We start from the raw sequence: 21,916 nt of genomic DNA on the forward strand, positions 1-21,916 counted from the left end.
ATACAAAATAGAAATAAAATAAAAAAAAATAATAAAAAAAATATAAAAACCATATTTATCAATCAGTTATTTTTATTTTCATTTTTTTAGTCATTTTCTAAGCTTTGTCAGTATTTATTTTGTAGCTCATCATCAAGTAAGCAGGGGTTTTTGTGGGGTAAATGATGGATTAAAATATTTTTATTGTCATTTTTTTACAAATAAAATGATTTATCTATATGATTATAAAGATATTAATCATAAAGCTTTACACGATTAAGCCCTTAAATATCACTTTTAGATCTTGGTGCTATATTTTGAGTTCCTCTTTACGCCTTGAGCTCAAGGTGTTAAATTGATCACGTTTCCGAGATTTTGTTAGTAAAGTTTTATCTATTAATAATGGATTAACTCAAGCTCGGTCACTTATAAACTCAGATTCTACTATCTTCTTAGTATTGTTCAGGCGAAACTCTTGTATCTTTATATTGAAACACTGAAGCAACGGCTGGATGCGATTAATCAACTCAGACTGGAACGAGCATTTGCATCGATGTGTGATGTTTTTAAACAGGTCTATGGTTTAATTCCTGTTTTATTGCATTACCACCATCCTGAGTTACCCGGCTACCTACAAGGAAATGTTCCTCACGGTACATGTTTCTTTGAACCTGATGACATGCAACGTCAATGGGCCAACAACCTGATTAACGCATTATGTGATGAGCCAATGGAAGGGTACGCCAGCGGAGAGTTGCCAATTACTGGCATCTACTCGATGGGTAGCACTTCTTCTATTGGGCAAAGTCACTGCTCTGATATTGATATTTGGGTCTGCCATCAATCATGGCTGGATCAGGATGAGCGTGCGCTTTTACAACGCAAGTGCCAACTGATTGAACAGTGGGCTGGTGAGCTAGGCATTGACGTTACATTTTTCTTAATCGATGAGAATAGATTTCGCCATCATGCAAGCGGTAGCTTAGGTGGGGAAGATTGTGGTTCTACTCAACATATTCTTTTACTTGACGAATTTTATCGTACCGCAGTACGCCTTGCAGGTAAACGCTTACTATGGGCGATGGTACCAGTAGAAGAAGAACACCATTATGATGAATACGTTAACTCCCTTTATGCTCAAGGTGTATTAACACCCAATGAGTGGTTAGATTTGGGGGGACTAGGTGAACTTTCAGCCGAAGAGTATTTTGGTGCAAGTTTATGGCAGCTTTATAAAAGCGTTGATTCACCATATAAAGCTGTATTAAAAAGCATTTTATTAGAAGCTTATTCAGCAGATTATCCTAATGGAAAACTGCTGGCATTAGAGATGAAGCAACATCTTCACCGTGGTGAAATTGTCAATTACGGCTTAGATGCTTATTGTATGATGCTTGAGCGTGTTACTCGCTATTTACTCTCTATCAATGATTTAACTCGTCTTGATCTTATCCGTCGTTGTTTCTATCTGAAAGTGTGTGAAAAATTATCTAACGAAAAAACACAAAATGAATCTGAAGGTTGGAGACGACAAGTTTTATCGCAATTAGTGACTCAGTGGCAATGGGATAACGAACGTTTAACGATACTCGATACCCGTGATAGCTGGAAAATAGAGCGAGTGCGTGATGCGCATAACGAACTATTAGATACGATGATGCAAAGCTATCGCAATCTTATCCGTTTCGCGCGTCGTAATAACTTAAGTGTCAGTGCAAGCCCGCAAGATATTGGTGTGTTAACACGTAAACTTTATGCGGCATTCGAAGCATTGCCCGGTAAAGTAACACTGGTTAATCCACAAATATCACCTGATTTATCAGAGTCACATTTAACCTTTATTTATGTACCACAAGGCCGGGCAAATCGTAGCGGATGGTATTTATATAATCGTGCCCCTGATTTTGAAAATATTGTTGGACATCAACCATTAGAATATAACCGCTATCTAAATAAATTAGTGGCGTGGTCTTACTTTAATGGACTGTTAACAAAAGAGTCTCGTGTTTATATTCATCAAGGGGATTCCTCTTGTGATGAGATTAAACTACATGAATTAGTCAGGGATATGTCGAGCCATTTCCCAATTCGCTTACCTGCTCCAACACCAAAAGCATTGTATAGCCCTTGCGAAATTAGGCATCTAGCCATTATTGTCAATTTGGAAACAGATCCAACAGAGAGTTTTTCTGATCAAGTGGTTCACTTTGATTTTAGAAAACTGGATGTCTTTAGCTTTGGTGAAAAAGAGCAATGTCTTATTGGTAGCATTGATTTGTTGTACCGCAACTCTTGGAATGAGGTAAGAACCCTTCATTTCAGTGGCACACAGTCTATGTTGGAATCGTTAAAAACGATTTTAGGTAAAATGCACCAAGATGCGGCGCCACCGGCCTCTGTTGAAGTATTCTGCTATAGCCAACATCTGCGTGGTTTAATTCGTACCCGCGTGCAACAGTTAGTATCAGAATGTATTGAGTTACGCTTATCAACGAATCGTTTAGAGCCAGGGCGTTTTAAAGCTTTACGCATTGCTGGGCAAACTTGGGGATTGTTCTTTGAACGCCTCAATGTGTCGGTGCAAAAATTAGAAAATGCTATCGAGTTTTATGGTGCAATTTCATATAACAAACTTCATGGGTTGCCTGTTAAGCTGGATAAAGACGCTCGTTATTTACCTGCGGTCATTGATGGCTTTGCGTGTGAAGGGATTATCCAATTCTTCTTTGAAACCACAGAAGATAATAATGTCTTTAATATCTATATTTTAGATGAAGCAAATCGTGTCGAAATTTATTCCCATTGTGAAGGAAGCAAAGAAGAGTTAGTGAAAGATGTTAGCCGTTTTTACTCTTCCTCTCATGATCGATTCACATATGGCTCGAGCTTTATTAATTTTAACTTGCCACAGTTTTATCAAATTGTGAAAGTAGAAGGATCAACACAGGTGTTACCTTTTGCTGGTGGATCATTTGGTAAATTATCCGGTCTGGGTAGTAAAGAAGTTCAACCTGAGATGAATGTTGTTGCCCACGGATTTACAGATTATAAAGCTGTCCAACACTCTTAATCGAGTACAAGCCTATAAACAATAATGGGAGCTTTGATCGCTCCCATTATTGTAGTTAACAGTGTCTTTTAGAAAGAAAATGCTTCCCCACATTGTTCTGTTATTGCTTGTGCTAGCATGGTTAAAAATTCACCGCTACTTCTATCACAAATCCATTGATCATCTTTCCAATCAAAGTGATAGCCACCAGAGCGTGTCGCTAACCAAATTTGATGAAACGCCTCCTGACGATTAATAATAATTTTGCTATTATTTTCAAAGGTTAATGTCATTACACCGCCATTGATTTCACAATCAATATCTGCGTCACCTTCATAATTATCAATAGTTTGTTCTATTTCTGACAAGAGTTCGTCAGCTAATTGGTGAAATTCACTGTCGTTCATCTTCATTTCCTATTTGCTTTTCGAGGTCTAACTGCGATTATAGAGGATATTAACCAAATAAATGACAGGCAGATTTCGAATGAAAACGTATTTACGTTGCACTCTTGCTATAATAACACTGATTTCTCTTTCGGGTTGTGGCTTGAAAGGCCCTCTTTATTTCCCTCCTGAAGATACTCAGGCAAAAATGACGCAGTCATCCCAGCCAACCCAGCAAGTTGAGAAAGCCTCAACTCAGACCAATTAGTCAATCTTAGAAACGGTAATTTCGTTTCAGGCAGGGGCAAGATGCAATTTTCAAAAATGCATGGTCTTGGCAACGACTTTATGGTGGTCGATGCCGTGACCCAAAATGTTTATTTTTCACCAGAATTGATATGTCGATTAGCAAATCGTCATACTGGTGTTGGGTTTGATCAATTGTTAGTGGTTGAAGCGCCTTATGATCCTGAGCTTGATTTTCATTATCGTATTTTTAATGCGGATGGAAGTGAAGTTGCACAATGCGGTAATGGTGCGCGTTGCTTTGCTCGATTTGTGAGACTAAAAGGACTTACAAATAAAAGAGAGATTAAAGTGAGTACACAGTCCGGCAGAATGACCTTACACGTTATGGATAATGACGACGTGTGTGTCAACATGGGCGAGCCTGAATTTGATCCTCAAAAAGTCCCTTTTCGTGCACAAAAAGCGGAAAAGACCTATATTATCAGGGCAATGGAACGCACCGTATTATGTGGTGTAGTTTCAATGGGAAATCCCCATTGTGTTATTCAGGTTGAAGATATCAAAACAGCCGAAGTGGAATTATTAGGGCCTGTATTAGAGCAACATGAACGTTTCCCTGAACGTGCTAATATTGGGTTTATGCAAATCGTGGATAGAAGTAATCTTCATTTGCGGGTATTTGAACGTGGTGCAGGTGAAACGAATGCCTGTGGTAGCGGAGCTTGCGCCGCAGTTGCTATCGGTATTTCACAAGGTTTATTAGATAAACGTGTGAAAGTCACATTGCCTGGCGGATCGCTATTTATCGAATGGAAAGGAGTGGGTAACCCTCTTTATATGACCGGGCCTGCGACACATATTTATGATGGGATCATTCAGCTATAATATTATTTTTTGAGAGGCTATCTGTATGACGGATAAAAATGAGCAGTTCTGTTGCCCTGAAACAAACGAACTTAATGATCAACAAGTGGTTCGCTACCTCACAGAGCATCCTGGTTTTTTTATCCGTAATGCAAGCTACATTGAGCAAATGCAAGTTCCTCATCCCATTAGAGGTACAGTCTCATTAGTTGAGTGGATAATGTCACGTCAACGTAATCGCATTCACTATCTTGAAGAAGATATGCGTTTATTGATAGAGCAAGCTTCTGAAAATGAATCTTTGTTTAGTCAACTTTTATTATTAATTTCTGAATTATCCAGCAGTGACTCCCTCAATGAAATGTTAGAGCGTTTAAACCTATGGGCTAAAAGGTTGGGTCTGTACTCAGTTCAATTACGTCTATTTACTGATCGTTGGCAATTACAACCGCCTTTAGATGCACAAGCGCTCGCACTCTCTCGTCAAGCTTTTGAGCACTTTCGTATTCAGCGTATGGGTGATGATAATCACTATTTAGGCATGCTAAATGGGCAAGAGATCATGCTATTGATGCCTAATGTAAGGCGTTCTGGTTCTGTTGCCCTCTCATTATTAGGGCATTATGGTGATTTAGGTGTGATTATTTTTAATAGCCGAGATAATCAACATTTTCAGGAAGGAATGGGAACCGTTATGTTGGATAAATTAGCCCATATTTTGCCGGAATTATTAACACGTTGGGTGGCAAGACAATGAGCCAACCCAGTGATATTCCAGAAACACTCACCACGGCTATTGAACAATTTCTGCGTTATATTCAAGTTGAACGCCGATTAAGTCCTGTAACGGTAGAAAATTACCATCGTCAATTGATGTCCTTAGTGCAAATGATGGTTGCGATAAAAATAACGCAATGGCAATCACTTGAAAGCCAACATGTACGTATGTTATTGGCAAAAAGTCATCGAAGCGGTTTGCAGCCAACCAGTTTGGCTTTGCGCTTTTCTGCGTTACGTAGCTTTCTTGATTGGCAAGTAGCACAAGGTATGCTGAATGTTAATTCAGCAAAAGGTATTCGCACACCTAAATCAGGTCGTCATCTACCTAAAAATATGGATGTAGATGAAGTAAACCAATTAATGAATATCGACTTAAACGATCCTCTTTCTGTCAGAGATAGAACCATGCTAGAAGTGATGTATGGTGCGGGTTTGCGTTTATCAGAGCTTGCTAATCTCAATATTAACGATATTGATCTGAATGAAGGTGAAGTGCGTGTATTAGGTAAAGGAAGTAAAGAGCGTAAAGTTCCACTAGGAAGAAAAGCGATAGAATGGTTACAAAATTGGTTTCCGATGCGAGAACTTTATACACCTGAAGATAAGGCTGTTTTTATCTCAACTCAAAGTGGTAAGCGTTTATCTGTGCGTAGCGTACAAAAACGTTTTGAACTTTGGGGGGTAAAGCAAGGACTAAATAGCCATGTAAATCCTCATAAATTACGCCACTCATTTGCTACACATTTACTGGAATCTAGTGGTGATTTACGTGCAGTACAAGAATTATTAGGGCACGCTAATCTATCAACGACACAAGTTTATACCCATTTAGATTTTCAGCATTTAGCGAAAGTCTATGATGCGGCTCATCCGAGAGCTAAGAGAGAAAAATCATAATGCGCTTTTACAGAACTCTGACGCCAATTGCAGCGATGACTTTTGATCTAGATGATACGCTGTATGACAATGTGCCAGTGATGGATAAAACGGAAAAAGAGACACTGGCTTTTATTCGTCAATATGATCTGCGTTTTAATCATTTCACAGAACAAGATGTGAATGCCTATAAAAAGCCACTTATAGAAAATAATCCAGAGATATTTCATGATATTACGCAGTGGCGTTGGCTTGCTGCTAGGAATATGTTGTTAGATTACAACTACAGTGAAGCCAAAGCAAAGCAAGGTGCAGATGAAATTATGGCGCATTTTGCTTATTGGCGTAGTCGTATTAATGTGCCTCAAAATACACATCAAGTGCTCACTCAATTAGCAGAAAAAATTCCGTTAATTGCTATTACAAATGGTAATGCGAATCCGCTAAGTTGTGGCTTAGGGCAGTATTTCTCACATATTTTAAAAGCTGGCCCTGATGGTCGCTCTAAGCCTTATTCTGATATGTTTGATAAAGCGGCAACACTTTTAAAAGTGCCTCATCAACAAATTTTACATGTGGGTGACCATCTTGTGACGGATGTTGAAGGTGCTGTTAATAGTGGATTACAAGCTTGCTGGATTAACCTTGATAACCGTAGTTTGTTTGAAGAAGGTGAAACTCGCGTGATGCCACATATTGAAATTACAGATTTAAGTAAACTGATAGAATTGGTTTAACGTGATATTAGATCAAAATGGCAGAGATAAACGCGATTGAAAAAGGCTTTACTTTGCATCACGGATGAAATCCTGTTAGTTTGTTGCTTACTCATTATTTCTGTATATATCCACAGTATTTTCCTCACTAAATGATTGGTAATTATGGACGTCTCATATCTGCTAGAAGGCCTTAATGATAAACAGCGCGAAGCCGTGGCCGCACCTCGCATAAATATGTTAGTGCTTGCTGGCGCAGGCAGTGGTAAAACACGCGTATTGGTACATCGTATCGCTTGGTTATTATCTGTTGAGCAAGCCTCCCCTTTTTCTATTATGGCGGTGACGTTTACCAATAAAGCAGCTGCAGAAATGCGTCATCGTATCGAAGATTTAATTGGTACCAGTCAAGGCGGTATGTGGATAGGGACTTTCCATAGCTTAGCTCATCGTTTGTTACGAGCACATTATCTTGATGCAAACCTACCACAAGACTTTCAAATTATTGACAGTGACGATCAATATCGCCTTATTCGTCGTATTGTTAAATCGATGAATCTTGATGATAAACAATGGCCTGCACGACAAGGAATGTGGTACATCAACGGTAAAAAAGATGAAGGATTACGTCCTCAGCATATTCAAACCTATGGTAATCCTGTTGAGACCACATGGTTAAAAGTATACCAAGCATATCAAGAAGCATGCGATCGTGCAGGGCTGGTGGACTTCGCAGAGCTTTTATTACGCGCCCATGAACTTTGGTTAAATAAGCCACAAATTTTAGAACATTACCAAAACCGCTTTACTAATATCTTGGTTGATGAGTTCCAAGATACTAACCGGATCCAATATGCATGGATCAGAATGCTGGCGGGTCAAACGGGTAAAGTGATGATTGTAGGCGACGACGATCAATCTATTTATGGTTGGCGTGGTGCACAAGTTGAAAATATTCAAAACTTCTTAAATGAATTTCCTGGTGCAGAGACTATCCGATTAGAGCAGAATTATCGTTCTACAAGTAATATTCTAAAAGCTGCGAATGCGCTAATAGCAAATAACAGTGATAGGTTAGGTAAAAATTTGTGGACTGAAGGTGCAGAAGGCGAACCTATCTCGCTATATTGTGCTTTTAATGATTTAGATGAAGCGCGTTATGTGGTTGGTCGAATTAAGCGTTGGCAAGAAGAAGGTGGTGCGCTGACAGATTGTGCCATTCTTTATCGTAGTAATGCTCAATCTCGTATAATGGAAGAAGCATTATTACAAGCGGCAATGCCATACCGTATTTATGGCGGGCAACGTTTCTTTGAACGCCAAGAAATCAAAGATGCGCTCTCTTATATGCGATTAACCGCGAATCGTCATGATGATGCTTCTTTCGAGCGTGTTGTTAATACACCAACACGAGGCATTGGAGATAGAACATTAGATATTGTTCGCCAAGTCGCAAGAGATAACCAAATTACTTTATGGGAAAGTGCATTACAGGTTATCGAACATAAAATGCTAGCAGGGCGAGCAACAGCGGCAATACAGCGATTCTTAGAGTTAATTGAGACATTAGCATCTGAAACGGCAGATATGCCATTACATGTACAAACAGACCGAATTATTCGTGATTCAGGTTTAAAAGCGATGTATGAGCAAGAAAAAGGCGAAAAAGCTCAAGCCCGTATTGAAAACTTAGAAGAGCTTGTCACTGCAACTCGTCAATTTAGTTATCAAGATGAAGACGAAGATTTGATGCCACTGCAAGCGTTCCTTTCACATGCAGCATTAGAATCTGGTGAAAGCCAGGCTGATGCGTATCAAGATGCGGTTCAATTAATGACGCTTCACTCCGCTAAAGGGCTTGAGTTTTCACAAGTCTTTATTGTAGGTGTTGAAGAAGGTATGTTCCCAAGTCAAATGTCATTAGATGAAGGTGGGCGTTTAGAAGAAGAGCGTCGCTTGGCCTATGTTGGTGTGACACGCGCAATGAAAAAGTTAACGCTTACTTACGCTGAAAACCGCCGTTTATATGGAAAAGAAGTGAGTCATCGACCATCTCGTTTTATTGGTGAATTACCCAAAGAGTGTGTCGAAGAAGTGCGTTTACGTGCGACAGTTTCACGTCCTGTTAATCATAGCCGTTTAGGAACTCCGATTATTAGCAATGATACAGGATATTCACTTGGGCAACGTGTGAAACACCCTAAATTTGGTGATGGAACCATTATTAATATCGAAGGTAGTGGCGAGCATTGCAGATTACAAATTGCCTTTAATGGCGAAGGTATTAAATGGCTGGTAGCAGCATTTGCTCGACTAGAGTAAGTTGTTATTTAAAGTGAGTAGTTACTACCTTAATATAAAAAACACTCCTCCGCTTTTATACAAATTAGTTATTTAACGGAAGAGTGAGTTTTGGGGGATTAACCGCGTCTTAAACGACGTTGGGTATAGAGTGCATCTAAGGTAAACAAAATAAGGGCAACCCAAATAAAACCAAAGGTCACTAATCTTTCTGCATCAATTTGCTCGCCATATACCATTGTGGCAAGAATAAACATCAAAGTTGGGCCAATATATTGGAAGAAGCCTAAAGTTGATAAACGCAGATGATGAGCCGCTTCAGTAAAGAGCAATAATGGCACAGTTGTAATAATACCGGCTGCAATTAACAAGGTATTCAATGACCAACTGTTTTCAAGCATATTGCTTGTTGGCGAATGGGTAAAAAATAAGATGTAAATTAACGCAACAGGGAATAGCCATAATGTTTCGACTAACATTCCTGTTTGTGCGTCGACACCTAATTTTTTACGCAGTAGACCATAAAGACCAAAAGTCACGGCAAGACTTAAACCAATCACGGGTACAGAACCAAAGTGCCATAATTGAATAAATACCCCCGTAAAGGCTAAACCTACAGCTACCCATTGCATACGACGGAAACGTTCGCTTAAAAAAAGCATACCAAACAGGACGTTAACAAGGGGGTTAATAAAATAGCCAAGACTAGCTTCTAGCATGTAGCCATGGTTAACGGCCCATATATAGGTAAGCCAGTTAGTTGCGATAATCACAGCTGTCAGTGCCAAGAGTAGAATTTTTTTAGGTTGACGTATTAATTGGCGTAAATAAGGCCAATGACGACTAATCGTCATTAAAATCAACATAAAAAAGAATGACCATAGAATACGGTGTGTGAGGATCTCTTCTGCGGGCACTTCTTGAATGCTTTTAAAATAGACAGGGGCAATACCCCAGATCAAATAGGCGCCTAAGGCACATAAAACGCCTTTCATCGTGTTTTTCTGGCTCATGCTATCTCTGGAATTGATGGAAAGGAAATGTGTGACGGGGTTATCATACCCAATGACATTATCTAATGTGTCATTAGGCATGTATTTTTACAAGTAATTAATAACATTCTAAGCATCATAGCGCACAATGAATTTTAACAAAGACTTAACCCACAATGTAGGTTGCTGTTCCACTTGCTATATGAACTTGTTTTTCATTATGTAATTCAACACGAGCAACAGAGACTTTATTGCCACTGCGCAAGATATGGCTACTTGCAGTAAAACACTCCCCGCGTCCAGGTCGTAAATAATCAACCCGCAAATCAATCGTGCCCATTGTAGCGAGTTTCTGCTCTAACTGCTCTTGGGATATAGGTGCTAAACGTGTTAATGCATTACCAACACAAACTAATCCTGCACTAACATCAAGCACTGAAGCAATAAGGCCACCATGTAAAATACGTTGAGCAATATTACCGACCAATTTATCTTGGTAGCGGAATTGAATTTCTGCATAATCTTGTTCAAAACGAACTAACTCTAAACCAATCAACTGGTTAAATGGCATTTTATACACAAAAATATGACCAATTAATGTTTGAGCCTCTTCTAATGTTAGCTGTTTTTCCATTTTTAGAACCTCCGATATCACGTCATAAAGTTAATATAATGTTAATAATACATGACGAAACCGTAATTTCCCATTCGTGCTATAAATATAATGGTGTAAAAATATACGAGATTTAATGGCGATTACGTGTAAAATATGGTGGCTTAAGTGTAATAAAGCACATTTATAAGAACTAATTCTAAAGTAAGTACTAACTTCTATATTATTCAATAATGAAACAGGATAATTAACTATGCGTTACATCCGTTCTTTACTTGCGGTGGCTTTATTCTATCCAGCATGGGGATTTGCATCCGAAATTCAAACATCATCATCTCCTGCACCGCTTGTTCAGGGCAGTATCATTTCTGGTTTATTACAAGAATACGATTCACCTTTTGTTCTTTACCCTTATGAATCCAATTATATTATTTACACTGATACCTCTGATATGAATAAAGAGGCGATTCAAAGTTATGATTGGGGTAATAAGGCTAAAAAAGATGAGGTGAAATTTCAGCTCAGTTTGGCTTTTCCTTTATGGCGTGGTATTGCGGGTGAAAACTCTGTATTAGCGGCGTCTTATACTCAGCGCTCTTGGTGGCAATTAAGCAATAAGAAAGAATCAGCCCCTTTCCGTGAGACAAATTATGAGCCACAACTCTTTTTAGGTTGGGCTACTGACTATAAATTTGCGGGTTGGACACTTCGTGAAATTGAGACGGGTTTTAACCATGAGTCAAATGGGCGTTCAGATCCTACATCTCGTAGTTGGAATCGAGTTTATGCCCGCTTTATGGCACAAAAGGGTAATTTACAACTTGATTTAAAACCATGGTATCGCTTTAGCGAAAGTGCACAACATGATGATAATCCAGAAATTAATCGTTATATGGGCTATTATCGTTTAAAAGCAGGTTATCGATTAGGTGAGAGTGTGATCACTGCAACGGGTCGCTATAACTGGAATAGTGGTTATGGTGCAGCTGAATTAGGTTGGAGCTATCCAATTACTAAGCATGTTCGCTTTTATACCCAAGTCTTTAGTGGTTATGGTGAATCGATGATTGACTATAATTTTCGCCAGACACGTGTTGGTGTGGGTGTGATGCTGAATGATATGCTGTAATTTTCCTCGTTCTGGGGTAGCATAACGCTATAAATGATGACGGCACCTTCATATTGGTGCCTTTTCTTTGACTCCTCATCATAGTTTTTATCAGCAGCTTTTCAGAGGAACGGCGTGTCCACAGCAGAAGTTCTTAATTCAATGCCATCAGCACAGACTATTTTGCGAGAAACCTTTGGTTATCAGCAATTTCGTCCTGGTCAGCAAGAAATCATCCATACTATTACAACAGGGCGTGATTGCCTTGTTGTGATGCCGACGGGGGGTGGAAAATCCCTTTGCTATCAAATTCCGGCACTATTGTTAGATGGATTAACCGTCGTTGTGTCGCCTTTGATCTCTTTGATGAAAGATCAGGTCGATCAGCTTTGTCTTCATGGTATTGAAGCTACTTATTTAAATTCAACACAAACCCGTGAAGAGCAACTTGATGTTCAAGTGCGTTGTCAAAAGGGTGAAGTAAAACTGTTGTATATTGCTCCTGAACGGTTAATGATGGAAAGCTTTCTTCATCAATTAGTGCAGTGGAAACCCGCATTGCTGGCCGTTGATGAAGCACACTGTATTTCACAGTGGGGGCATGACTTCCGCCCTGAATATCGAGGAATTGGGCTATTAAGGCAATATCTTCCCGATGTTCCTATTGTTGCGCTGACAGCAACAGCAGATAACACAACACGTTATGACATTATCAATCAGCTAGTCTTGCATGATCCTTTAATTCATATCAGCAGTTTTGATAGGCCGAATATCCGCTACACTTTAGTCGAGAAATATAAACCACTTGATCAACTTTGGCTCTTTATTCGTGGTCAAAAAGGTAAGTCAGGTATTATTTACTGTAATAGTCGCAGTAAAGTAGAAGAAACCGCAGAGCGACTCAGTAAGCGAGGGTTGAGTATTGCGGGCTATCATGCCGGAATGGAAATGACACAGCGAGCCAAAGTGCAAGAGGCGTTCCAGCGTGATGATTTGCAAATTGTTGTTGCAACCGTTGCGTTTGGGATGGGGATAAACAAACCTAACGTGCGTTTTGTGGTCCACTTTGATATACCTCGTAATATTGAGTCTTATTACCAAGAAACTGGGCGTGCAGGGCGAGATGGATTACCTGCAGAAGCCGTATTATTTTACGATCCCGCTGATATGGCGTGGTTACGTCGTTGTTTAGATGAAAAGCCAGAAAGTGACCAAAAAGCGATTGAAATGCATAAGCTCAACGCAATGGGAGCATTCGCTGAAGCACAAACATGCCGACGACTAGTGCTCCTTAATTATTTCGATGAGCATCGACAAAATGCCTGTGGTAACTGTGATATTTGTCTTGATCCTCCTAAACAATATGATGGATTAATCGATGCGCAAAAGGCTTTATCCTGTATTTATCGTACGGGGCAACACTTTGGGATTGGTTATATTGTTGAGATATTAAGAGGGGCGAATAATCAACGTATTCGCGATGCAGGGCATGATACGCTACCCGTTTATGGTATTGGGAAAGCACAAAGTCATGAGCATTGGGTAAGTGTAATACGTCAACTTATTCATTTAGGTATGGTGACACAAAATATTGTACACCGTTCTGCATTACAGCTTACTGAAATGGCAAGACCCATCTTACGAGGTGAAGTTCCATTGCGACTAGCCGTGCCTAGATTATTAAGTCCAACAAAAAGCCGTAATCAACAAACAAAAAATGCGCATAGGCAGTACGATAGAAAATTATTTGCGAAACTACGTAAATTACGTAAATCTATTGCTGATGAAGAAAATATTCCGCCCTTTGTGGTCTTTAATGATGTCACATTGATAGAAATGGCAGAGCAATGCCCAGTTTATCCTGATGAGTTGTTATTAATAAACGGTGTCGGCCAACGGAAATTAGAACGATTTGGACCCGCTTTTATGACACTGATCCGTGACCATATTGAGGGCTTTGAATAACGCCAACAAGGAGAGCCTATGACAACCACTCTTTTTAAACATTCGTGGTTATCTCGTGAAAAGCAGTTTTCTGCTTTCACGAATGGCGCTTTATTGGATTTTTGGAACCAGCGTGAAGAAGGTGAATTTACGGGCGTTGATGGAGCAAAAATTCGTTGTGTTCATTGGCGTTCATCATCGCACAATAAAGCACTAGTAATTGCTTCAGGCCGTAGTGAAAGCTATGTAAAGTATCCTGAAGTTGCATTTGATTTTTTCCATACCGGCTACGATGTTTTTTTGCTTGATCATCGAGGGCAAGGCCTGTCCGACAGACTATTAGAAGACGCACAAAAAGGCCATGTAGAAAAATTTAGTGATTATATTGATGACTTCTCAACATTCATTGATGCGATGGTGCTGCCTTATCAATACCAACATTATTTTGCATTAGCTCATTCAATGGGCGGTGCTATCTTAGCGGGATATCTTCTAAAACATCCTCATGTTTTTAAAGCTGCCGCATTAAGTGCACCGATGTTTGGTATTAAATTACCGATACCTCGCTGGGTGGCTAATTTTTTAATCAATCGAGCAGAACAAAGTCAATCTGAAAGAAATAACTATGCTGTATCAACAGGTAAATGGTTTCCATTACCTTTTATTATTAATGTGTTAACACATAGCCATGAACGATACCGTCGTTATTTACGTTATTACGCTGATTTTCCTGAGCTACGATTAGGTGGCCCTACTTATCATTGGATGGGAGAAAGCCTACAAACAGGAGATTGGTTAATTGAACATGCAGGAGAGATTGATACCCCTTTATTAGTGCTTGAAGCTGAGCATGACAAGGTGGTAGATAATCAAGAGCTCAGGGCTTTCTGTGAACGTTATAGTCAGTCCAGAACAAGAGAAGAAAAGCAAAAACTGCCACTGGTGATTAAGGGTGCGCATCATGAAATCTTGTTCGAAATAGATAAGCTACGCTCACAAGCATTAAATGAAATTTGTGAGTTTTATGATAAGCATTTATTTTAATCAGGAATGTGTATGTATTCGATAGTCGCTTCAGATCTTGATGGCACGTTGTTATCACCTAATCATGTATTAACTCCCTATACGCAAGAAACACTGCACCTACTTATTAATAAAGGGGTGCATTTTGTATTCGCAACAGGCCGTCATCATGTTGATGTCGCTCAAATTCGTGATGGATTAGGCATTAACGCTTATATGATAACGTCTAATGGTGCAAGAGTGCATAACACGCATGGCGACCTTATTTTTAGCCAAGATCTTGAACCTGAAATTGCTTATGACTTATCACTTATGGTTTTTGATCACCCTGAAATTGAAACCAATATTTATGCTGGTGACTATTGGTATGTTAATAAAGAGATGCCAGGGGCTTGTGAGTTTTTTCGAGAATCAGACTTTGGCTACGAGTTATATTGTAAAACAGGATTTCCGACCACCAATGTGTGTAAGGTTTTCTTCACCTCTGATGACCATGAGCTATTGCTGAAACTAGAAGAGGAAATTAATCAGCGTTGGGGTGATAAGGTCAATGTGAGTTTCTCTCTGCGTAATTGCTTAGAAGTCATGGCAGGTGGGGTATCTAAAGGTGAGGCTCTAGAGAAAGTAGCCGAATTGATGCAACATTCTGCGAAAGATGCTATTGCGTTTGGTGATGGTATGAATGACAAGGAGATGCTAAAGATAGCAGGTAAAGGCTGCATTATGGAAAATGCCCATCAGGCATTAAAAGATCTACTCCCAAATATGGAAGTGATTGGAACTAACGTCGATGATGCTGTACCTCATTATTTACGTAAATTATATCAAGTGTGATCCCAGTTAACAGAAAAGGCGAACAAGATAATATTGTTCGCCTTTCTTCATGCTTTTAAATCAGTCCAAACTTGGTCAGTGATATTGCATTGTAAATTGCAATGTCCCATTCGCTTTACCGGCACTCGTTGTATCGGATGTTTGGATATAACCTGCTTCTAAAGGAATAGAATAACTTCCTGCACTGCTGTTTTTTTCACTTACTGTTATTAATTGTCCCAGTTTTATTGGCTGGTTTTGATACTTAACTTGTATGCCATAACCCTTAGCCGTATTGCTGTCTGTTGGGTTACTTAAACCAATCGTTCCTGCAGTTTGTTGGCTATCGGCAACACCATCAAATCGAATTTTAATCGGTGAAACAGGATCACAACTTAAATCGATATTGAAGTCTTTAATACTCTCTGCACTTACAGAGCCCACGCCATTAAAACTGGATTTAGGTACAGCTCCAAGAGGAACATTAATATTATTATTCACCACATCACAACCACTAGAAATAATGGTTAACGGTGAAAGATTAATCCTTGGCTCCATTTTACCCGTATAGTCACTGGTGATAAAACCATTGTTATAGACAATCAACATCGCAGCCCATATACCCGGAATGGTTTGTGATTTTACATTATCACGTAGCTTATATAGCTTCATCTCCAATGTAACGGAGTAGTTACCGCTGGTGGTGTTAGATGAACAAATAAGCCTATTGCTATAGTTACCATCAATATTTTGCTGACCATCTACATAAGCAGATCCACTACAACTTCCGCTAATGGTGCCATGTAACGTATAGCCAATACCACTACTGTTGAGTTCTTTGACATAAGCACCATTCACTCTAGGACTGGAAGCATTAAACGAACCCGGTAAATAAATCCCTGGCCTGACTGCGTCTCCGGAAAGGTTCCACCATGTCCATGCATTCATTGTTCCTAACGGGATTGTGGCGATTTCCGTTAAAATTGGCGCTGAACGCGAGACGTAAATAGGTGCCGAATAAGTTACCGTCTTAGTGGTGAGCTCTGCCCTAAATTCAGCCATAGTAGTTGATGTATACAAAAGAGCAGACAGACAACCTAGTGTTATATATTTATTCATTGTTATCACCTATCTGCAATCAAGTTGTAAAAACTGGATCTTTTCTAACGAAAGATCCGCATTTAAAGTGGTTTGGCATTGTTCAACGGCGCTGTTACCCCATTTAGCGCGTAATTGGCTCTGCTCAGGTACACCATTTAAGAAAACTTCACCGTCATTGGCAACAATTCCACTTGAAAGCACTTGCTCGTTTTGATAAATCTCGACTTGAGTACCAAATGGTAATGGTGTTCCGTTGTAGTGTAAGTTTGCAAGCACACGAGCCCCTTTTCTTGCTTTGAAATCAGCTAAGACAATTGCTCCTTTGGTCGGTATAACCGTCGTTGATGTTAATTCAACATCATTATTACCCGTTAAAGAGGCAGGATCGACGGTGACTTTATTGCGTTCATAACGTGAAACATTAGGAATAACTGCGTAGCCTTGATTGTTGGTATAAAGACTCTGTGCACTACTGACTTTTAAGTTATCAACATCTTCCGCTTTAATTAAAATTGCAGAATCATAAATTGTCCGAGATGGCGTTATTCCACCTTGATGAATTAAGAGTGCACCATTTGCTCCCCAATTCATTGATTGATAACGTTTGTCGTAACTGTAACCCGCACTGATCTCTCCCCCAGAAGCACTGTAGTTGCCATTAACAGAGCCACTGTATTCTTGACGAGAATGATTGTAGTTTTGTGAAATATCATATTGCAGGTTGTTATCTTCCAACTGAGTACCACTTAAACTTACAGAGCTAATAGAATCACCTTGTTTGCTGGTGTTATAGCGATAACTTAACCAGTTGTTATTCTGAGCAATATTAAACGGTAGACTAAAATTAATAGATAAAATCTGATCGGTTAATCCACTTTCTTGACGCTTGTTATAGGCATAAGAGACGCTATAACTTAATGCACGATAATTTGAGTTAAAGCTGACATTAACATTGCGATCAACTCGGTCTTGATACCAATAATATTGTTGATAGCCATTTAATGAGAGATAACCCATATCTCCTAAAGATTGCGATACAGATAACTGAAACTGTTTTTTCTTATGATAAAGATGAGAAAAACGTTCATTAGTTGCCGAGAAATCGTAATAATCTTTTGTTGAATAGCGATAAGATGCCAGTGAAAAACCAGTTTTGGTATCAGGTAGATATTTAGAATATTGAATACGATAAGATTGCCCTTGGGCTTCATCGTCATTTATTAAGGTTGTTTTCGCGTGAGTAATATCTGCAGAAACGGCACCTAAATAGCCAAGATTAACTCCAGTACCTAATGCATAAGCTTGATAATCAGCAGAGATTAATGTGCCACCATAAAGTGATAAGTTATACGGTAGACCATAAATCGCAGATGCTTGTAAGAAGTTCGGTTTTTTTGCTGCGCTATCAGCATTATATTTACCAATATCTATACTGTATTTTAAGCTACCCGCACGTTGCATCATGGGAACCGCTGAAAAGGGTTGTGAAAAGGTACGTGTTGTTCCATCTGCTTCTTCAATTGTGACTTGTAAGTCTCCACTGTAAGAGGTGGGATATAAATCTGAAATAGCAAATTCACCCGGTGGAACAGAAGTTTGATAAATCACACTGTTATTTTGACGAACAGTAACCACAGCATTGCTTTGAGCAATTCCTCTTACAACCGGGGCAAACCCTCGTTGACTTTGTGGCAACATACTTTCATCAGAAGCAAGTTTAATACCACGATATGGAATACTCTCTAATACATCATTATCAGAGGCGGTTTCACCGATGGTTAAACGGCTTTTTAAACTGCGAATATCTCTCTCAACATAAGTCTGCAAACTATTCCACTGTGATGAGTTATCACTATTTTTATTATAGTTACTGTGATTACGTAAACGCCAAGCACCCACATTAACACCACTGCGTAACCCTAAAAAAAGAGAGTCGCTATTATGTTGATCATGATACCAATACTTATTTTGTCGATAGGTGTAATTCACAAAGGCAGCATTAATGCCGTCATTCCATTGCGTGGGTGGGATATAGCCTTGCCCATAATTATATAAAGCAATTTGTGGTATAGAAAATGACAGGCGTGCTCGTGAAAAATCATACTGATATGTTGCATTTGGAATAACACGAGCAATATCAGTGATTGTTTCATTTTTAACTTTTTGATTAGATTGTGGTATTACAGACTCTTTGACCCCCCAATTTAATAAGTCTTGTTTAGTGATCTCTGGTGTAAGCGTCTTTTTTTCTTCGTTAAAAATAAAACGTACTTGGCGGTTATCAATTAATTTATTATTGAGATAAATATCAACAGAATAGACACCTGGAAGTTGACCCCCAGCATAAGAAAAGTAATCAAGGCTATTAATATCTGCAACCTGGTTTTCTATTCCTAAATTGAGTGCATCGGGGTTAAATTGCTCTTCAGCCATTACCTGATAAGGATATAAAATAGTGGCGATCGCCATGGCCAGTAAACCGTGGCGATTGAGATTATTGGTAGGAAATACGAATAATCGTTTTGTTGATAACGCTATTATGGATAAAGTCATCGCCATACACTCTTAGTTTAATACTTTATCTACAGTTGCACCGTAGTCATTAATAAACTGCACCGTAACTTTCTGAGAAGTAGGGGGTTCTTTTAGCAATATCACTTCTTGATGTGGCTGAATTAGAGGATCGTAAGGGTAGCGTTTGTCATCAATAAAAATATGTTTAATTGTTAAGTGGTAAGGCGTGTTGTTCTTAAGTACCAAGCCTTGATTTTGTTTTGATAGTTCGACGTTATTAAAGTTAAGTGGCTCAATATCATGAGCACGTAAAAAGAGCTTAAATTGAGAATTAATTACCAGCTGAAGTTGATTTTCAGGGCTTTTCTCAACGGGGGGAATAGATTTTATATTAAGCCAATAGACAACTTCGGTATTTGAGTTTAAGGGTTCACCTGTATAAGAAATACGTGCTGTACCAGTACTATCCGGCTCAATACGAAAAAGAGGTGGTGTTGCTATAAAAGGTGTTTTGTCATTACCTTGAAAAGCTGAAACCCAACTTTGGATCAGATAAGGTTTTTCTTTATCGGTATTTAGAACAGGGATACTGATTTCACGAGCGTTATCGTTATAAACAAACCGTGTTCCACCCACACTTATTCCAGCAGCATGGCATACCGTTATGAGAGAAAAGCAAAAAAATAATGTGAGAAAAATATTCTTTTTCATATTGGTGCCATAAAGTTAAGAAGAAATAAGAGGGTAATAAGTATTACCCTCATTTTTTATTATTTGTATTGGATGCTATAGACAGCTGAGCCGTTAGCTGGGCCTGGTGTTGCTTGTGCTGTTGCTTTATAACGGGCAACATAATCTAGGTTAATTTCAGTACCTTTAATTTCGACCTCTTTAGAGTCGTCGTATAGATTAATTTGAGATACAGCATCTTTCTCGAATAGTGCGATACCAACATTTGTTGCACCACCTGAGACTTGGTCAATGGCCAAAATATCGCTATCAATTGCATCACGAGTACCGCCAAAACGTACGGCAACAGTGGTATCAATAGGGCAATCAATCAGTTTAATCGTGAAATCTTTAAGGCCTGCAACTTCGCCTTTAGTGGCTAAGCTTTTTGAAGATACTTTTCCTAAATCTACAGTCAGATTTTTAGAAGAGCTATCGACTGTGCAGGCTTGGTCTGTTATTTCTCCGGTAAAATTAATAGTGCCCGATGCAAAAGCAGCAGGTGCAGAAAGTAGAGAGAAACTCATCCCTAATAAATAGAGAGATTTATTTAATTTGCTCATGATCAGTCCTGTATAAAAAGTAATTTTTTTTACTTTTTAATTTATTTATAAGTATAGATTTAAGTATAAGTTTATTTGCATAGGAGATATGCCAATAAAATATAGCATTACAAAAAATTTAAGTTAATGAAGATTTACATGAGTTTTTTTGTCTTAATATCAAAATGTTTAATGTTTATTTTTTTAATTAAGAATAATGTTTAATTAGTCATTAATTAAATCACGAGATGAACTATTTATTGCTAATAATAATTTCTCTATATCCTCTATAGGAAATGAATTTTTATTCAAATAAAGATAAAAACTATATTCTTTATCTTTGTTTTGTGTATTTAATTGTTTAATCGTATTTTTATTCAATTCTTCCTGAATGACTGCTAAGGGGAGTCGAGAATAGCCAAGACCATGTTTAACAAGGCTTATTGCTGTTTCCACTGAACCAACATGAATCACTTGATTATGATGGTCTATATCTATGCTATCACGGAATAATGAAATATATGTATGCTTTTGTAATTCCTTGCATAAGTCACTATTTGGGATATGTTGTAATACACTTTCAGGATGTGTAACTAATACTGTTTCAATACGTTCTAAATCAATGGGTTGTAATGATTTTATATTATGATGTGTTATCACTAAATCATGATCTTTTTGCGATAGTACATCCGATTGACTGAGTGCAATTTTATGAATATTAATATCATAATGTTTATTCTCTTTAATAAATTGAGAGATTTTATCTAAAAATAAGTCTGAAATATATAAAGGATCAATAAGTATGTTTATTTTTAACTTATTGTTAAGTATTAATTTTTTTGCTTCCCTCTCCAGCGAAATGGCCTGTTTAGTTATTTCTCTCGATAACTCAAGTAATAGCTTACCTTCATGCGTAAGCACTGCTCGTCTTTTTTCTAAAGAGAGAATTTCAATGCCCAATGTTTGCTCTAATTTATTGATTGTATAGCTAATTGATGATTGTGTTCTATGCAGTGCATCTGCAGCCTGAGCAAAACCACCATAATCAACGACGGCTTGTAAGGTAATCCACTGATCGAGAGTTGTTCGGGATTTTTCCATAATGGAACCTTCTTATTATTGTTTATTTAATACTCATTAAAAATGAAACTAGCAATATATCTTAGCATTGTTAATAGGTAGTAATACTCGTTTTTTAATCAAGTTTAAAAAATATTAACATTATAAGAGATAGTGATATTAATTAATGCGTAATCTATTTTTCATAAAAACATTTATGATTTTTTATTTTCGTTATTTGGAGGTTTTTATTTTATTAAATAGATATAAGTGTCTTT

19 protein-coding genes are annotated in these 21,916 nt (G+C 38.3%); 11 read left to right on the forward strand and 8 right to left on the reverse strand.

All coding sequences use genetic code 11. The features are described 5' to 3' along the window. Positions 1–454 precede the first annotated feature (454 nt). Positions 455–3,049, forward strand: a complete 2,595-nt coding sequence (locus tag JEP40_RS18295; protein WP_198624704.1) for a class I adenylate cyclase — start codon at positions 455–457, stop codon at positions 3,047–3,049. A gap of 68 nt (positions 3,050–3,117) precedes the next feature. Here the strand turns inward: JEP40_RS18295 and cyaY are convergent, their stop codons facing one another. Then, complete coding sequence (gene cyaY / locus JEP40_RS18300; RefSeq protein WP_198624705.1) at positions 3,118–3,435, reverse strand: iron donor protein CyaY; 318 nt, start codon at positions 3,433–3,435, stop codon at positions 3,118–3,120. Between the two features lie 79 nt (positions 3,436–3,514). Here cyaY and lptM point away from each other — a divergent pair, with 79 nt between their 5' ends. The 6 genes from lptM to uvrD all read left to right on the forward strand — a co-directional run bounded on the left by lptM (position 3,515) and on the right by uvrD (position 9,221). Continuing rightward, a complete protein-coding gene (gene lptM, locus JEP40_RS18305; protein ID WP_198624706.1) occupies positions 3,515–3,682 on the forward strand; it encodes an LPS translocon maturation chaperone LptM in 168 nt (55 codons plus the stop codon). A gap of 41 nt (positions 3,683–3,723) precedes the next feature. Then, positions 3,724–4,548, forward strand: coding sequence for a diaminopimelate epimerase (dapF, locus tag JEP40_RS18310; RefSeq protein WP_198624707.1), 825 nt, complete (start codon positions 3,724–3,726; stop codon positions 4,546–4,548). A 25-nt stretch (positions 4,549–4,573) separates the two neighbouring features. Further along, on the forward strand, positions 4,574–5,284 hold the full coding sequence (locus JEP40_RS18315; RefSeq protein ID WP_198624708.1) for a DUF484 domain-containing protein: 711 nt from the start codon (positions 4,574–4,576) through the stop codon (positions 5,282–5,284). Continuing rightward, on the forward strand, positions 5,281–6,204 hold the full coding sequence (gene xerC, locus JEP40_RS18320; RefSeq protein WP_198624709.1) for a tyrosine recombinase XerC: 924 nt from the start codon (positions 5,281–5,283) through the stop codon (positions 6,202–6,204). Before JEP40_RS18315 ends, xerC begins: the two co-directional genes overlap by 4 nt. After that, on the forward strand, positions 6,204–6,920 hold the full coding sequence (gene yigB, locus JEP40_RS18325) for a 5-amino-6-(5-phospho-D-ribitylamino)uracil phosphatase YigB (RefSeq protein WP_198624710.1): 717 nt from the start codon (positions 6,204–6,206) through the stop codon (positions 6,918–6,920). Before xerC ends, yigB begins: the two co-directional genes overlap by 1 nt. A 144-nt stretch (positions 6,921–7,064) precedes the next feature. Continuing rightward, the gene (gene uvrD / locus JEP40_RS18330; RefSeq protein WP_036939531.1) at positions 7,065–9,221 is read left to right on the forward strand and encodes a DNA helicase II; all 2,157 of its coding nucleotides are present in this window, start codon (positions 7,065–7,067) and stop codon (positions 9,219–9,221) included. A gap of 98 nt (positions 9,222–9,319) precedes the next feature. Here the strand turns inward: uvrD and rarD are convergent, their stop codons facing one another. Together rarD and JEP40_RS18340 are read right to left on the reverse strand one after the other, a co-directional pair. Next, entirely contained in the window at positions 9,320–10,213 is an 894-nt protein-coding gene (rarD, locus tag JEP40_RS18335; RefSeq protein WP_109410165.1) for an EamA family transporter RarD, read from the reverse strand. A 145-nt stretch (positions 10,214–10,358) separates the two neighbouring features. After that, complete coding sequence (locus JEP40_RS18340; RefSeq protein WP_198624711.1) at positions 10,359–10,826, reverse strand: thioesterase family protein; 468 nt, start codon at positions 10,824–10,826, stop codon at positions 10,359–10,361. Positions 10,827–11,058: 232 nt separating this feature from the next. Here JEP40_RS18340 and pldA point away from each other — a divergent pair, with 232 nt between their 5' ends. The 4 genes from pldA to yigL all read left to right on the forward strand — a co-directional run bounded on the left by pldA (position 11,059) and on the right by yigL (position 15,714). Continuing rightward, positions 11,059–11,934: a phospholipase A gene (gene pldA / locus JEP40_RS18345; RefSeq protein ID WP_198624712.1), complete on the forward strand. Its 876-nt coding sequence runs from the start codon at positions 11,059–11,061 to the stop codon at positions 11,932–11,934. 114 nt (positions 11,935–12,048) lie between these two features. Then, on the forward strand, positions 12,049–13,878 hold the full coding sequence (gene recQ, locus JEP40_RS18350; protein WP_198624713.1) for an ATP-dependent DNA helicase RecQ: 1,830 nt from the start codon (positions 12,049–12,051) through the stop codon (positions 13,876–13,878). 18 nt (positions 13,879–13,896) lie between these two features. Then, entirely contained in the window at positions 13,897–14,901 is a 1,005-nt protein-coding gene (pldB, locus tag JEP40_RS18355) for a lysophospholipase L2 (protein WP_198624714.1), read from the forward strand. 12 nt (positions 14,902–14,913) lie between these two features. Beyond that, on the forward strand, positions 14,914–15,714 hold the full coding sequence (gene yigL / locus JEP40_RS18360) for a sugar/pyridoxal phosphate phosphatase YigL (RefSeq protein WP_198624715.1): 801 nt from the start codon (positions 14,914–14,916) through the stop codon (positions 15,712–15,714). Between the two features lie 75 nt (positions 15,715–15,789). Here the strand turns inward: yigL and JEP40_RS18365 are convergent, their stop codons facing one another. The 5 genes from JEP40_RS18365 to JEP40_RS18385 all read right to left on the reverse strand — a co-directional run bounded on the left by JEP40_RS18365 (position 15,790) and on the right by JEP40_RS18385 (position 21,680). Continuing rightward, the gene (locus tag JEP40_RS18365; RefSeq protein WP_198624716.1) at positions 15,790–16,812 is read right to left on the reverse strand and encodes a fimbrial protein; all 1,023 of its coding nucleotides are present in this window, start codon (positions 16,810–16,812) and stop codon (positions 15,790–15,792) included. Positions 16,813–16,821: 9 nt separating this feature from the next. Further along, positions 16,822–19,347: a fimbria/pilus outer membrane usher protein gene (locus tag JEP40_RS18370; protein ID WP_198624717.1), complete on the reverse strand. Its 2,526-nt coding sequence runs from the start codon at positions 19,345–19,347 to the stop codon at positions 16,822–16,824. A 12-nt stretch (positions 19,348–19,359) separates the two neighbouring features. Further along, positions 19,360–20,019, reverse strand: a complete 660-nt coding sequence (locus JEP40_RS18375; protein ID WP_198624718.1) for a molecular chaperone — start codon at positions 20,017–20,019, stop codon at positions 19,360–19,362. Between the two features lie 59 nt (positions 20,020–20,078). Next, the gene (locus JEP40_RS18380) at positions 20,079–20,600 is read right to left on the reverse strand and encodes a fimbrial protein (RefSeq protein WP_198624719.1); all 522 of its coding nucleotides are present in this window, start codon (positions 20,598–20,600) and stop codon (positions 20,079–20,081) included. Positions 20,601–20,804: 204 nt separating this feature from the next. After that, positions 20,805–21,680, reverse strand: coding sequence for a LysR family transcriptional regulator (locus tag JEP40_RS18385; RefSeq protein ID WP_198624720.1), 876 nt, complete (start codon positions 21,678–21,680; stop codon positions 20,805–20,807). Positions 21,681–21,916 lie beyond the last annotated feature (236 nt).

Origin of the sequence: Proteus vulgaris (assembly GCF_016239305.1) — a bacterium.
In the GTDB taxonomy this organism is placed as follows: Bacteria; Pseudomonadota; Gammaproteobacteria; order Enterobacterales; family Enterobacteriaceae; genus Proteus; species Proteus vulgaris_C.

What these genes read in the sequence shown, in the direction of transcription:
- cyaY (WP_198624705.1), bottom strand. Translation starts at nt 3,435, where the DNA reads ATGAACGACAGTGAATTTCACCAATTAGCTGACGAACTCTTGTCAGAA.
- lptM (WP_198624706.1), top strand. Translation starts at nt 3,515, where the DNA reads ATGAAAACGTATTTACGTTGCACTCTTGCTATAATAACACTGATTTCT.
- dapF (WP_198624707.1), top strand. Translation starts at nt 3,724, where the DNA reads ATGCAATTTTCAAAAATGCATGGTCTTGGCAACGACTTTATGGTGGTC.
- JEP40_RS18315 (WP_198624708.1), top strand. Translation starts at nt 4,574, where the DNA reads ATGACGGATAAAAATGAGCAGTTCTGTTGCCCTGAAACAAACGAACTT.
- xerC (WP_198624709.1), top strand. Translation starts at nt 5,281, where the DNA reads ATGAGCCAACCCAGTGATATTCCAGAAACACTCACCACGGCTATTGAA.
- yigB (WP_198624710.1), top strand. Translation starts at nt 6,204, where the DNA reads ATGCGCTTTTACAGAACTCTGACGCCAATTGCAGCGATGACTTTTGAT.
- uvrD (WP_036939531.1), top strand. Translation starts at nt 7,065, where the DNA reads ATGGACGTCTCATATCTGCTAGAAGGCCTTAATGATAAACAGCGCGAA.
- rarD (WP_109410165.1), bottom strand. Translation starts at nt 10,213, where the DNA reads ATGAGCCAGAAAAACACGATGAAAGGCGTTTTATGTGCCTTAGGCGCC.
- JEP40_RS18340 (WP_198624711.1), bottom strand. Translation starts at nt 10,826, where the DNA reads ATGGAAAAACAGCTAACATTAGAAGAGGCTCAAACATTAATTGGTCAT.
- pldA (WP_198624712.1), top strand. Translation starts at nt 11,059, where the DNA reads ATGCGTTACATCCGTTCTTTACTTGCGGTGGCTTTATTCTATCCAGCA.
- pldB (WP_198624714.1), top strand. Translation starts at nt 13,897, where the DNA reads ATGACAACCACTCTTTTTAAACATTCGTGGTTATCTCGTGAAAAGCAG.
- yigL (WP_198624715.1), top strand. Translation starts at nt 14,914, where the DNA reads ATGTATTCGATAGTCGCTTCAGATCTTGATGGCACGTTGTTATCACCT.
- JEP40_RS18365 (WP_198624716.1), bottom strand. Translation starts at nt 16,812, where the DNA reads ATGAATAAATATATAACACTAGGTTGTCTGTCTGCTCTTTTGTATACA.
- JEP40_RS18370 (WP_198624717.1), bottom strand. Translation starts at nt 19,347, where the DNA reads ATGACTTTATCCATAATAGCGTTATCAACAAAACGATTATTCGTATTT.
- JEP40_RS18375 (WP_198624718.1), bottom strand. Translation starts at nt 20,019, where the DNA reads ATGAAAAAGAATATTTTTCTCACATTATTTTTTTGCTTTTCTCTCATA.
- JEP40_RS18380 (WP_198624719.1), bottom strand. Translation starts at nt 20,600, where the DNA reads ATGAGCAAATTAAATAAATCTCTCTATTTATTAGGGATGAGTTTCTCT.
- JEP40_RS18385 (WP_198624720.1), bottom strand. Translation starts at nt 21,680, where the DNA reads ATGGAAAAATCCCGAACAACTCTCGATCAGTGGATTACCTTACAAGCC.